At 64.1% G+C, this 12557-nt stretch carries 11 protein-coding genes; 6 read left to right on the top strand and 5 right to left on the bottom strand.

The window, feature by feature from the left end; translation table 11 throughout:
- The first annotated feature begins 1 nt into the window (after position 1).
- The 3 genes from BXE_RS04765 to BXE_RS04755 are packed head-to-tail and all read left to right on the top strand — an operon-like array spanning position 2 to position 3205.
- Positions 2-1048: an ABC transporter substrate-binding protein gene (locus tag BXE_RS04765; RefSeq protein WP_007175907.1), complete on the top strand. Its 1047-nt coding sequence runs from the start codon at positions 2-4 to the stop codon at positions 1046-1048.
- A gap of 37 nt (positions 1049-1085) precedes the next feature.
- The gene (locus BXE_RS04760; protein ID WP_011487267.1) at positions 1086-2339 is read left to right on the top strand and encodes an ABC transporter permease; all 1254 of its coding nucleotides are present in this window, start codon (positions 1086-1088) and stop codon (positions 2337-2339) included.
- Positions 2340-2377: 38 nt separating this feature from the next.
- Positions 2378-3205 carry an ABC transporter permease gene (locus tag BXE_RS04755; RefSeq protein WP_007175909.1) on the top strand — a complete coding sequence of 276 codons (828 nt, stop codon included), beginning with the start codon at positions 2378-2380 and terminating at the stop codon, positions 3203-3205.
- A 69-nt stretch (positions 3206-3274) separates the two neighbouring features.
- On the opposite strand, the gene gcvA is transcribed toward BXE_RS04755, so the two are convergent.
- Positions 3275-4183: a transcriptional regulator GcvA gene (gcvA, locus tag BXE_RS04750; protein ID WP_011487266.1), complete on the bottom strand. Its 909-nt coding sequence runs from the start codon at positions 4181-4183 to the stop codon at positions 3275-3277.
- A 150-nt stretch (positions 4184-4333) separates the two neighbouring features.
- On the opposite strand from gcvA, the gene BXE_RS04745 reads away from it, so the two are divergent.
- On the top strand, positions 4334-5176 hold the full coding sequence (locus tag BXE_RS04745) for a DMT family transporter (RefSeq protein ID WP_011487265.1): 843 nt from the start codon (positions 4334-4336) through the stop codon (positions 5174-5176).
- Between the two features lie 80 nt (positions 5177-5256).
- Positions 5257-6183, top strand: a complete 927-nt coding sequence (locus BXE_RS04740) for a bestrophin family protein (RefSeq protein WP_011487264.1) — start codon at positions 5257-5259, stop codon at positions 6181-6183.
- Positions 6184-6219: 36 nt separating this feature from the next.
- Here the strand turns inward: BXE_RS04740 and BXE_RS04735 are convergent, their stop codons facing one another.
- The 4 genes from BXE_RS04735 to BXE_RS04720 form a co-directional block, all read right to left on the bottom strand.
- Positions 6220-6951 (bottom strand): lysozyme inhibitor LprI family protein, encoded by a 732-nt coding sequence (locus tag BXE_RS04735; protein ID WP_011487263.1) that lies wholly within the window; start codon positions 6949-6951, stop codon positions 6220-6222.
- 2 nt (positions 6952-6953) lie between these two features.
- Positions 6954-9239, bottom strand: coding sequence for an arginine/lysine/ornithine decarboxylase (locus tag BXE_RS04730; protein ID WP_011487262.1), 2286 nt, complete (start codon positions 9237-9239; stop codon positions 6954-6956).
- 87 nt (positions 9240-9326) lie between these two features.
- Positions 9327-9896, bottom strand: a complete 570-nt coding sequence (dcd, locus tag BXE_RS04725; protein ID WP_007175915.1) for a dCTP deaminase — start codon at positions 9894-9896, stop codon at positions 9327-9329.
- 349 nt (positions 9897-10245) lie between these two features.
- Entirely contained in the window at positions 10246-10779 is a 534-nt protein-coding gene (locus BXE_RS04720) for a superoxide dismutase family protein (RefSeq protein WP_007175917.1), read from the bottom strand.
- 518 nt (positions 10780-11297) lie between these two features.
- Here BXE_RS04720 and BXE_RS04715 point away from each other — a divergent pair.
- Positions 11298-12503: an IS110 family transposase gene (locus BXE_RS04715; RefSeq protein WP_038456767.1), complete on the top strand. Its 1206-nt coding sequence runs from the start codon at positions 11298-11300 to the stop codon at positions 12501-12503.
- The last annotated feature ends 54 nt before the right edge of the window (positions 12504-12557 follow it).

The following is a 12557-nucleotide window of genomic DNA, read 5'->3' as shown; positions in this document are numbered from 1 at the left end:
TATGCGCAACAACCTCAAAGCACAATGCGCCGCACTCGCCGTGCTCGCGTTCACCGCCGCGGCCACCCAGGCAGCGGAGACGCTTTCCGTCGTGACCTTCGGCGGCGCGTATGAAGCGGCCGCGAAGAAGGCCTATTTCGAGCCGTTCACGCAGGCCACCGGCATCGGCTTCTCGACCGAATCGTATGACGGCGGTCTCGCCAAGCTCTCCGCGATGGAGCAGGCGAAGAACACCACGTGGGACCTGATCGACCTCGAAACGAACGACGCGATCACCGCCTGCGACGAAGGCCTCCTGCAGAAGTTCGACAAGAAGTCGCTCGGCAAGACGAGCGACTTCATCCCCGGCTCGATCAGCGATTGCGCGGTCGCGAGCATGGTCTGGTCCACGGTCTACGCCTACGATGCAAGCAAGCTCAAGACCGCGCCGACCACCGTCAACGACTTCTTCGACCTGCAGAAATTCCCTGGCAAGCGCGGCCTGCGCAAGTCGCCGAAGGTCTCGATGGAATGGGCGCTGATCGCCGACGGCGTCGATCCCAAGGATGTCTACAAAGTGCTCGGCACGCCCGCCGGCGTGGATCGCGCGTTCAGGAAACTCGATACGATCAAGAAGAGCATTGTGTGGTGGGAGTCGGGCGCGCAGGCGCCGCAGTTGCTCGCGGACGGCGCGGTGGTGATGACGCAGGCCTACAACGGCCGCATCGACGACGCCGCGAAGAAAGACAACAAGCCGTTCAAGGCCGTCTGGGACGCGCAGGTCTACGACTTCGACTGGTGGGGCGTGCCGACCGGCGCGAAGCATGCCGACGCGGCCGCGAAGTTCATCGTCTCGGCTTCGCAGCCGAAGGCGTATGCGGACCTGACGAAATACATCGCCTATGCGCCGCCGCGCAAGGACGCGATCGCGCTCATCGACAAGCAGCGCCTCGCCGATCTGCCGACGTCACCGCAGAACTTCAAGCGCGCATTGCAGATCAACGCAACCTTCTGGGCCGACAACGCGGACCAGATCAACAAGCGCTTCCAGGTGTGGCTGACGCAGTAACCCCATCGTCCGACGAGAGCCCAACGTGACTACCAGCATGCCCGCTCCGGCCCGCGCCACAGCCGTGGGCTCTCCGACGAGAGCCGACGGCGGCGCGTCATTTCAGAAGGCGCGCCGCCGCGCATCCGTGCGGGCGCTGTTGCTCGCGCTGCCGCTCATCGTGTTCCTCGTTTCGACGTTCATCGCGCCGATCGCGCTGCTGCTCGCGCGCAGCGTGCAGAACCACGAGATGTCCAACGGCATGCCGGCGCTCACGCGCGCGCTCGACGCGTGGGACGGCCGCGGCGTGCCGGACGAGCACATGTTCGCGCTGCTCGCCGCGGGGCTCCGCGAGGCGCAGCAGAGCGGTCAGCTCGGCACCGTCGCGCGGCGGCTGAACTTCGATCAGGCCGAATTCCGCAGCCTGTTGATGCGCACCGCGCGCCAACTTCCCGCCGATGCGCCGCCCGCGTGGAAACCGGCGCTCATCGAACTCGACGAACGCTGGAATTCGCCGGAAATCTGGCGCCTGCTGAAGCGCGCCGCCGCGTCGCCGACGCCGGACTATCTGCTCGCCGCCGTCGATGCGCAAGTCACGCCGCAAGGCTCGGTCGCGTTCGTGCCGGACAACGCGTCGATCTATCGGCAGGCCTTTGCGCGCACGATCTCGATCAGCGCCACGGTCACGCTGCTGTGCCTCGTGCTCGGCTATCCGGTTGCATGGCTGCTCGCGAACCTGCCCGCGAAAAGCAGCAACCGCCTGATGCTGTTCGTGATCGTGCCGTTCTGGACCTCGCTGCTCGTGCGCACGACCGCATGGTACGTTCTGCTGCAACCGGGCGGTGTCATCAACAGTCTGCTGACGGGTCTCGGGCTCGCCACGCATCCGCTGCCGCTCATCTTCAACCGCACGGGTGTGCTGATCGGCATGACGCACGTGCTCCTGCCGTACATGATTCTCGCCATCTATTCGGTGATGAAAGGGGTATCGCCCGTCTACGTGCGGGCCGCGCAATCGCTCGGCGCGCATCCGTTCACCGCGTTCGTGCGCGTCTACATTCCGCAGACGCTGCCCGGCGTGGGCGCAGGCTGCTTCCTCGTGTTCGTGCTCGCGCTCGGCTACTACATCACGCCTGCGCTGCTCGGCGGCGCTGGCGACGAGATGATCAGCCAGCTCATCGCGATCCAGACCAATACGCAACTCAACTGGGGGCTCGCCGGCGCCCTCTCGGCCTATCTCGTGATCTTCACGGCGATCTTCTATTTCCTGTTCAACCGCATTGTCGGTATCGACCGCTTGCGCTTCGGTTGAGCCCCGGTCGAAACACGCGCACACGACGAAGGAACGACATGCAAGAACAACGCAACAAGGTGCTGACGGAACGCATCGCCACGCGCTGGGTGCGACTGCATACAGCGGTCGTGCTCTTCTTTCTGATTGCGCCGATTCTCGCCATCATCCCGCTCTCGTTCAATTCGGGCTCGTATTTCTCGTACCCGATGCAGGGCTTTTCGTTTCGCTGGTATGAGCAGGCGCTGACGAGCGCGGACTGGCAACGGTCGCTTCTGAACAGCATCGGCATCGGCGCGGCGTCCACACTGATCGCCACGTGTCTGGGCACGCTCGCCGCGCTGGGCCTGTCGCGCGCGCAGTTTCCGCTGCGCTCGCTGATCATGCCGATCATCATTTCGCCGATGATCGTGCCGATCGTGGTCGTTGCCGCGGGCTTCTATCTGATCTTCGCGCCGCTCGGCCTCGTGAACTCGTATCCCGGCGTGGTGCTCGCGCACGCGGCGCTCGGCACGCCGTTCGTGGTGATCACCGTGACGGCGTCGCTGCTTTCGTTCGATCAAAGTCTGCTGCGCGCCGCATCCGGTCTGGGCGCAGCGCCCTGGGTCACGTTCCGGCGCGTTACGCTGCCGCTCATCATGCCCGCCGTCGCCACCGGCAGCGTCTTCGCTTTCGCGACTTCGTTCGATGAAGTGATCGTCATTCTGTTCATTGGCGGCCCGGATCAAACCACCGTGCCGCGGCAGATGTGGAGCGGCATTCGCGATTCGATCGACCCATCGATTCTCGCCGTGGCGACCATGCTGATCGTATTCGCGGTGCTGCTCTTCGCGAGCATCAACTGGCTGCGCGGCCGCGCGGCCGCGGCCAGCAGCGCGCTTACCTGACGCTCGGGGCCACGCGCTGCCCGGCCGCTCCGGCAATCCGGGTATCGCGACGCGGGGCTGCGTTTCCGGTCAGGGGTTGGTCTCCGCCGGTAAGCGCATCCCTTCGCGTTCGAGCCATGCGCGGAACAGCGCGACCAGGTCATCCGCGGACTTTCCATCCGGAACATACGTGCAATAGCTCCGCGACGGCAGACGAGGGCCGGCGAACGGCGCGACGAGCCGGCCGGCCGCGAGATCGTCGGAAACCAGCGCGGTCGGTCCCATCGCAATGCCTATCCCGTCGATGGCGGCTTGCAACGTCAGATAGAAATGATCGAAGGTCAGAGCGGCGGCCGGCCTGAGTGCGGGAATCTTCGCGCTCGCCAGCCAGTCGGGCCACAGCCGCGGAAGGCTCGACGTGTGCAGCAACGTATGCTGGCGCAGATCGTCGGGTGTGCGAAGCGGCTGTCGCTGCAACAGCGCCGGACTACAGACCGGCAGCCGTTCCTCGGACAGGAAAGGCCGCATCGAGTAGCCGTAGAACGTGTCGGGACCACCCCGGATAACGATGTCGTAGACATCTTTCAGGCTCTCCGCCGACTCGTTCGACGTCTCCACCTTCACGTCCACGTCCGGGTGCCCGGCGCGGAACTTCGCCAGTCTCGGCACCAGCCAGCGCAATGTGAAGGTAGCCGGCGCATTCACAGAAAGTGTGCGGGAGACCGTCTCCGGAAAACCATATCTCGCGGTTGCCTGCGACAACTGCTCGAACAGTGGGCCGATTTCTCCCAGATAGGCCTTCGCCGCCGCGGTGAGCACCACGCGCCGGTTGTGCCGCTCGAATAGCGGTGCGCCCAGCCATTCCTCGAGCAGCCGCACCTGCTGACTCACCGCTCCATGAGTCACGTGCAATTCGGCCGCCGCTTCCTTGAAGCTGCCGAGCCGGCCTGCGGCCTCGAAGGCTCGCAATGCGTTGAGCGGAGGCAATACCCGTTTCATTCACAAGAGTTTATCTAACGCGAAGACCCAATTTAACTCGTTTGTTGGCGGGCGACAAGATAGATATCCTGCTTGTAGTGCTGATAGCCGACACCGCACGCGCGGGGTGTCGCCTCCCGCACCTCTTCACCCTTCCCGGCCCGGAGGCCCATGCTCAGCTATACCGGCGGTCTCGTTCTGCTTGCCGCCCTGCTCCACGCCAGCTGGAACGCGATGCTTCACGGCAACCGCGACCGTTTCCTGTCCATGACGTGGATGAGCATCGCCATCGCAACGGTCTCCAGCTTCGTGGTCCTCTTCACGCCGTGGCCGGCCGGCGCGGCGTGGCCGTATATCGTCGTCTCGGGGCTCCTGCATATCGTCTACAACATGACTCTCGTGCGGGCATACCGGCGCAGCGATCTGGCGCAGGCGTATCCCATCGCGCGCGGCTCGTCGCCGCTGCTCGTCACGCTCGGCGCCGCGCTTTTCGCGCACGAGGCGATCGGCCCCCTGCACGCGCTCGGCGTCGCGATGATATCGGGCGGCATCATCGCGATCGCGCTGCAGGGCGGGCGCGTATCGCGCGCGGGTGCGCTGGCCGCGCTGACGACCGGTGCGACGATCGCGCTCTACACCGTGATCGACGGCATCGGCGTACGCGTATCCGAAGGCCGGTCGCTCACCTACACCGCGTGGATGTTCCTGTTCTACTGGCTGATGCCGTTGCTGTTCGTCGCGAAGCGCGGACTCGCGGCGCTGTGGAGACCGGTACGGGCCGCGCCAATGGCAGTGGGCTCATCGCTCGCCGGCGGTCTCGTGTCGATCGCGGCGTACGGCATCGTGATCTGGGCGATGCAGTCGGGCGCGATGGGCGCGGTATCGGCGTTGCGCGAGACCAGCGTGGTGTTCGCGGTGCTGATCGGGCGGGTGTTTCTGCGGGAAGCGGTGAGCGCGAAGCGCTGGCTCGCATGCGTGATCGTTGCGGCCGGGGCGGTTTGTCTGGGAGTTTGAGCGAATCTGAGCGGCGGGACCGAAAACACAAAAAAGCGATAATAGAACCCCCGCTGCTTCAGGCAAGAAAACCACCCCCGATGATCATCCGCCCGCATCTCCATTGGTTCCGCATGCTGCTCGCCTGGCGAGGCTCAGTCCTTCCGCAATTGCTGCCGCGGCTCTTCCTGATCTTCTGCATTTCGATCGTGGCCGTAGCGGCCCACGACCACCTTCTGCCGATCTCGCTGAATCTCAACACCACCGCGCCCTTCTCCCTGATAGGCATTGCGCTCGCGGTGTTTCTCGGCTTCAGGAACAACGCCAGTTACGACCGCTGGTGGGAAGCCCGCAAGCTCTGGGGCCAGTTGCTCAACGAGTCGCGCTCGCTCACTCGCCAGGTGCTCACGTTGCCGGTCCGGCCGTTGCCGGAAGAAGACGTCAAGGAGTTTTTCACGGTGCTCGGCGCCCTTCCTCACGCGCTGCGTCATCAGCTTCGCAGGAGCGATCCGCGCGAAGACCTCGCCGCACGGCTACCGCAAGCCCTCTTCGAGCGCGTCATGGCGTCGCGGTACAAGCCGGCCGCCTTGATGCTCTATCTCGGCGAATGGGTGCAACGCCACGCCCGGGCAGGCGAGATCGATCCGATGGCGGTCATCGCCTTCGACCGGAATCTGAATGGTATTTCGGATGTGATCGGCGGCTGCGAGCGCATTGCTTCTACGCCGCTGCCGTTCGCATATTCGGTGATGATTCACCGCACGGTGTACTTCTTCTGCGCGTCGTTGCCGTTCGGACTGGTGGACAGCATCGGCATCTTTACGCCCGTTTTCGCGGTGTTCGTGGCGTACACGTTCATGGCGCACGAAGCCATCGCGTCGCAGATCGAAGAGCCTTTCGGCACCGACGACAACGACCTCGCGCTTCACATGATGTCGGTGGTGATCGAGGACGCCATGCGCGACCTGCTCGGCGAACCGGCTCTGCCGCTGCCGAGCCCGGAAGCGGAAGGCTACATACTCAATTGAGCGTGCTTCGCCCGAAGCACGCCGCTCACGGCACGCTCAGCTATTGCCGACGGTTTCCGACAAACGCTTGAGCGTCGCCACCCGCGCACCGATGATATCGATGCGGCCGCGCTCGTCGACAACCGGCGTCGTGGCGTTCAGATATGCGGTCCACGCTTTCTGCGCGCGCGTCAGCGTCGCACGCGTGCGTACCGGCATCTTCGACTGCAAGCGGTGGTAATAGCGGTTCAGATCGAACATGGCGTGTTCGCACTGCGCGTCCGCGCTGCAGGCACGCACCCGGCGCGGTGGATCGCCGCCGGCGCTCGCCTTCGCGACCGCGCTGCGCAGCGCGAGCGCCCGGTCGCGCACCGGCTGCAACTGCATGTCGGCTTCGGCGAGCACGTACATGGAACCGCGCGTAGTGGCGAACACGGCAGCGAGCAGCGGCTTCTCGGCATCGCGCGACGCCTGCCAGCTCGCCTGGCTCTTTTCCCACTGCTTGCGCCGCGCGGGCGGCACCTTCTGCTGAAGCTGCTGCCACGCGTTGTCCAGCGCAGTTCTCCAGCCGATCCGCGCGTTGTCCATGCACTGCACCTGCCCCGCTGTCGACGACATGTCGCTGCGCGCGAGGCAAGCGCGCATGGACGCATCGATCGGATCGGCGGCGGCGACTTCGGCATGCGCCGGCAACGACGCCGCGCCGAACACCACCGCCGCAGCCAGCGCCAGCACGCAGAACGCGCGCTGCGGGCCGCTGGCCCACAGCGGGGACTTCGCTCGCCGCATGGTCAGGCGCGAACGCAATCGACGAAGTATTCGATGCGTCCGTTGATCGTTTCGCCGACCAGCCCGTGGATGTCCGTGTGGAAACCCGGGAAGCGCTCGTTGAACTCGCGCGCGAAACGCAGATAGTTGACGATGGTCCTGTTGAAGCGCTCGCCCGGGATCAGCAGCGGAATGCCCGGCGGATACGGCGTCAGCAGGATCGACGTGACGCGGCCTTCCAGTTCGTCGATAGGCACGCGGTCGATCTCGCGGTGCGCGAGCTTGGCGAACGCATCGGACGGCTTCATGGCCGGTTCCATGCTCGACAGGTACATCTCGGTCGTCAGGCGCGCAATGTCGTTCGCGCGGTAGACGCTGTGAATCTGCTCGCACAGATCGCGCAAACCCACACGTTCGTACATGGGATGATGCGAGACGAACTCGGGCAGCACGCGCCACAGCGGCTGGTTGTTGTCGTAGTCGTCCTTGAACTGCTGCAGTTCGGTGACCATCGAATTCCAGCGGCCCTTGGTGATGCCGATCGTGAACATGATGAAGAACGAATACAGCCCGGTCTTCTCGACGATGATGCCGTGCTCGGCCAGATACTTCGTGACGATCGCGGCCGGAATGCCCGACTCGCCGAAGCCGCCGTCCATATCCAGACCCGGCGTAACGATGGTCGCCTTGATCGGGTCGAGCATGTTGAAGCCGTCGGCGAGCGGTCCGAAACCGTGCCACGGATCGTTCGGACGCAGCATCCAGTCTTCGCGCGAGCCGATGCCTTCTTCGGCGAACTGGTCTGGGCCCCACACCTTGAAGAACCAGTCGTCGCCGTATTCGGCGTCGACCTTGCTCATTGCGCGGCGGAAGTCCAACGCCTCCGCGATCGACTCTTCGACGAGCGCGGTGCCGCCCGGCGCTTCCATCATGGCCGCGGCCACGTCGCACGAGGCGATGATCGCGTACTGCGGGCTGGTCGACGTGTGCATCAGATACGCTTCATTGAAACGATGCTTGTCGAAGCGGCTGTTCTTCGAATCCTGCACGACGATCTGCGAAGCCTGCGAAATGCCGGCCAGCAGCTTGTGCGTGGAGTGCGTGGCGAACACCATCGCACCAATACGCGGACGGCCCGCGCCGATTGCGTGCATGTCCTGATAGAACTCGTGGAATTCAGCGTGCGGCAGCCAGGCTTCGTCGAAGTGCAGCGTGTCGAGCCAGTCGCCGAGCATTTCCTTGATCATCTCGACGTTGTAGATTACGCCGTCGTACGTGCTTTGCGTGATGGTCAGGATGCGCGGCTTGAGGTCCGGATTCTTAGCGAGCGCTTCGCGCGCGAACGGGTTCGCGAGGATCTTCTTCTTGATGTTTTCCGGCTCGAACTCGCTGCGCGGAATCGGCCCGATGATGCCGAAGTTGTTGCGCGTCGGCGTGAGGAACACCGGAATCGCGCCGGTCATGGTGATCGCGTGCAGGATCGACTTGTGGCAGTTGCGGTCCACCAGCACGATGTCGCCCGGCGCTACCGTGCCGTGCCAGACGATCTTGTTCGACGTGGACGTGCCGTTGGTCACGAAGAACACGTGGTCCGCGCTGAAGATGCGCGCCGCATTGCGTTCGGAAGCCGCGACAGGGCCCGTGTGGTCCAGCAACTGGCCAAGTTCGTCGACGGCATTGCACACGTCCGCGCGCAGCATGTTCTCGCCGAAGAACTGGTGGAACATCTGGCCGAGCGGGCTCTTCAGGAACGCGACGCCGCCCGAGTGGCCCGGACAGTGCCACGAGTACGAGCCTTCTTCCGCGTACTGCACCAGTTCCTTGAAGAACGGCGGTGCGAGCGAATCCAGATACACCTTGGTCTCGCGGATGATATGGCGCGCGACGAACTCCGGCGTGTCCTCGAACATGTGGATGAAGCCGTGCAGTTCGCGCAGGATGTCGTTCGGCAGGTGGCGCGAGGTGCGCGTTTCGCCGTACAGGAAGATCGGAATGTCGGCGTTGCGGCGGCGCACTTCGGTCACGAACGCGCGCAGCGCGACGATCGCGGCGGCCAGTTCCGGCGTCTCGCCTTCCACCACCACGTTATCGACGTACGGCAGCAGCTCGTCATCGTCGATCGAAAGGATGAAGCACGAGGCGCGGCTCGACTGCTGCGCGAACGAAGTCAGATCGCCGTAGCTCGTCAACCCGAGCACTTCCGCGCCTTCTTTCTCGATGGCTTCGGCCAGAGCCCGGATGCCGGAACCCGAGATGTTCTCGGAGCGGAAATCTTCGTCGATGATGACGACGGGAAAACGAAACTTCATGGGCGATTCTCCAAAAAGAACGACCGCTGCATTCTGTCAATTGCAGCGGTCACCCGGTATGCCTGGTGGTTCAGTACGCTGCGGCCGTCACGTTCTCGGCAACGTGACGCCGTGCTGGCCTTGATATTTGCCGCCGCGATCCGCGTACGACGTTTCACAAATCTCGTCGCTTTCGAAAAACAGCACCTGGGCGACGCCTTCGTTCGCGTAAATTTTCGCAGGCAAAGGTGTCGTATTCGAGAATTCGAGCGTGACGTGCCCTTCCCATTCCGGTTCGAACGGCGTCACGTTGACAATGATCCCGCAACGCGCATACGTGGACTTGCCCAGACACACGGTCAGGACGCTGCGCGGAATGCGGAAATACTCGACCGTGCGCGCGAGCGCGAACGAATTTGGCGGGATGATGCAGACGTCGCCCTTGAAGTCGACGAACGATTTCTCGTCGAAGTTCTTCGGGTCGACGATGGTCGAGTTGATGTTCGTGAAGATCTTGAATTCGTCGGCGCAGCGGATGTCGTAGCCATAGCTCGACGTGCCGTAGCTGACAATCTTCCGGCCGTCTTCCGAGACGCGAACCTGATCGGGCGCGAACGGCTCGATCATCTTGTGCGACTCGGCCATACGCCGGATCCACTTGTCGGATTTGATAGTCATAGGTGAACGCTGCTCGACGTGAATGACAGGGGTGTGACGGATAACAACCCGGCAAGTGCCGGGCCACTCTTGGCTAACTGCGCGCCTGCGTTGCGCTGACTTCGGGGTGCGGGACAGGCGGCGCGCCGTTCGGGCGCCCTATGCCCCTTTGACTGAGCAGTGTCCCGCCTGCAAGGCGGACCGGTCGCTCTGAAGGGGCAGCCGAACGAAAGGCGCTCATTTTACGCGATCGTGAGCATGCTGCCGCAGGTAGGGTTGAGAACGGTCTTGTGACCCGCCTCTTGCTGAACGCCGCCTGGCCGAATGCCGGCGAGCTGCTGCGCCCACGAACACGCGGTGCGCGCGCCGCTCATTGGCGGATCAATCCGCATGCGAGCGCGGGGCCCGCGCCATGCTGCGGATAGGCGTATGGATCGGTCGCGTCGTGATGCAGCAGCACCGCGCGCTGCAATACCGAGCGGATGCCGTCGAGGGAAACGTCCGGCGCGACGATGAAGCCCGTGGCCACGCCGTTCGCGTCCGCGTGAATGTTGCCGAGATCGCCTTCGACCCGCGCGCCGGTTTTCAGGCGCTCGGCGGCCGGCGAGAACACCTGGCCGGCGCTGGAGCCGTCGGCGGCGTTGCAGTCGCCGCGCTCGTGCACTTGCAGCGCGTGGTCGCTATTGGGCGGCATGCCCGCAAGATTGTAGGTGACCTGCACGCCGTCCGAGCGCTCGATGAACGTGACGAGGCCGCGCGCCTGATTGCCCACGGTGGGCAGCAACTGAGCGTCGGCGCGTTTTTCCTGTGGTCTCAGGAACGCGCTACAGCCGCATAACAGCACACTGGTGGCAGCCAGGACGATGAACGCATGCACCGCCTGCCCGTCGATTCGTTTTCCCATGCGATCCTCTTGCCGGCCTGGTGGCCGCCCCTGCGGCCGCCGAGCCGAACTTGTGAAGTCGACATGATACCGCGAGACCAGGCGCAAAAAGACGCGTTGACCCCTTGTCCGAACGGCTATCGGGAGCGGTCCCGACCTGTCGCCGCGCGCCGGCCCGCGAGGGCGGCCCGGCGTTCCAGAAGCGCCCCCCATCTGTCGCTACGCGCCAGCCCCCCCCGAGGGGGGCGAGAAAACTTGGGGCGGCCCGGCGTTCCAGAAGCGCCCCCCAATCTGTCGCTACGCGCCAGCCCCGTTACTATCTTCACTCCTCGATAATGGAGGATTTGGCCAGCCAGGCCCGGCATGATTCCCGCCCCCAGTCGCAGTCATGATCCGGGGGGTGTTGTCACCGGGCCTGGTGGGTGGCTGGTGATCGCTAATAGGGGCTCGGCCAGGATATCTTGAGGCCGTCCGTAACGTGGATGCCGAGACTTGCCACCGATGTTGCAGGCCAAACCGTTCAACCTGCAAAGCCTTCGATGCAAGAAAACCAACAACATAGCTCTGTCGATGTATTCGTCGGCGTCGATGTCGGCAAAGGCCATCATCACGCCGTCGCCCTCGATCGGACCGGAAAGCGCCTTTACAACAAGGCGCTGCCCAACGATGAGGCCAAGCTGCGCGCCCTCATCACCGAACTCAAGACGCACGGCCAACTCCTGTTCGTCGTCGATCAGCCCGCCACCATCGGCGCGTTGCCCGTGGCAGTCGCCCGTGATGAAGGTGTTCTGGTCGCATATCTACCGGGTCTGGCTATGCGCCGCATCGCTGACCTGCACGCTGGTGAAGCCAAGACCGATGCCCGCGATGCCGCCATCATTGCTGAAGCCGCTCGCTCAATGCCGCATACGCTGCGGTCACTTCGACTGGCTGACGAACCACTCGCCGAACTCACCATGCTGTGCGGCTTCGACGACGATCTCGCCGCACAGATCACGCAGACCAGCAACCGCATTCGCGGCCTGCTTACCCAGATTCATCCCGCGCTGGAACGGGTTCTGGGGCCGCGCCTCGACCACCCGGCCGTGCTCGATCTGCTTGAGCGGTACCCGTCGCCCGCCGAGCTTGCCGCGACCAGCGAGAAAACACTCGCCAACCGCCTCACCAAACTTGCACCTCGCATGGGCAAAAGCCTTGCTACCGAAATCGTTCAGGCGCTCAGCGAACAGGCTGTGATCGTACCCGGTACGCAGGCAGCAACCATCGTCATGCCGCGTCTGGCCCAACAACTCGCGTCTTTGCGCAAACAACGCGACGAGGTTGCCAGCGAAGTTGAACGCCTAGTGCACGCACACCCTCTTTGGCCGGTCCTGACCAGCATGCCGGGAGTCGGCGTCAGGACCGCCGCCAGACTCCTCACTGAAGTCGCTCACAAAGCCTTTGCTTCAGCCGCCCATCTTGCCGCCTATGCCGGCCTCGCCCCGGTCACACGACGCTCGGGTTCGTCCATCCGGGGCGAACATCCATCCAGGCGGGGCAACAAGGTGCTCAAGAGAGCGCTCTTCCTCTCTGCCTTTGCCGCGTTGCGGGACCCGGTCTCAAGGGACTACTACGCTCGCAAGGTCCAGCAGGGCAAGCGCCACAATCAGGCGCTCATTGCTCTTGCCAGACGACGCTGCGACGTGCTGTTCGCGATGCTCCGCGACGGCGCCTTCTATCAACCGAAATCCGCCCCTAACGCTTGACGAACCACATAGGGGCACCCCCCGAGGGGGGCGAGAAAACTTGGGGCGGCCCGG

It is taken from the genome of Paraburkholderia xenovorans LB400 (assembly GCF_000013645.1).
Classification (GTDB): domain Bacteria; phylum Pseudomonadota; class Gammaproteobacteria; order Burkholderiales; family Burkholderiaceae; genus Paraburkholderia; species Paraburkholderia xenovorans.
This window is presented reverse-complemented; position numbering and strand designations above follow the sequence as displayed.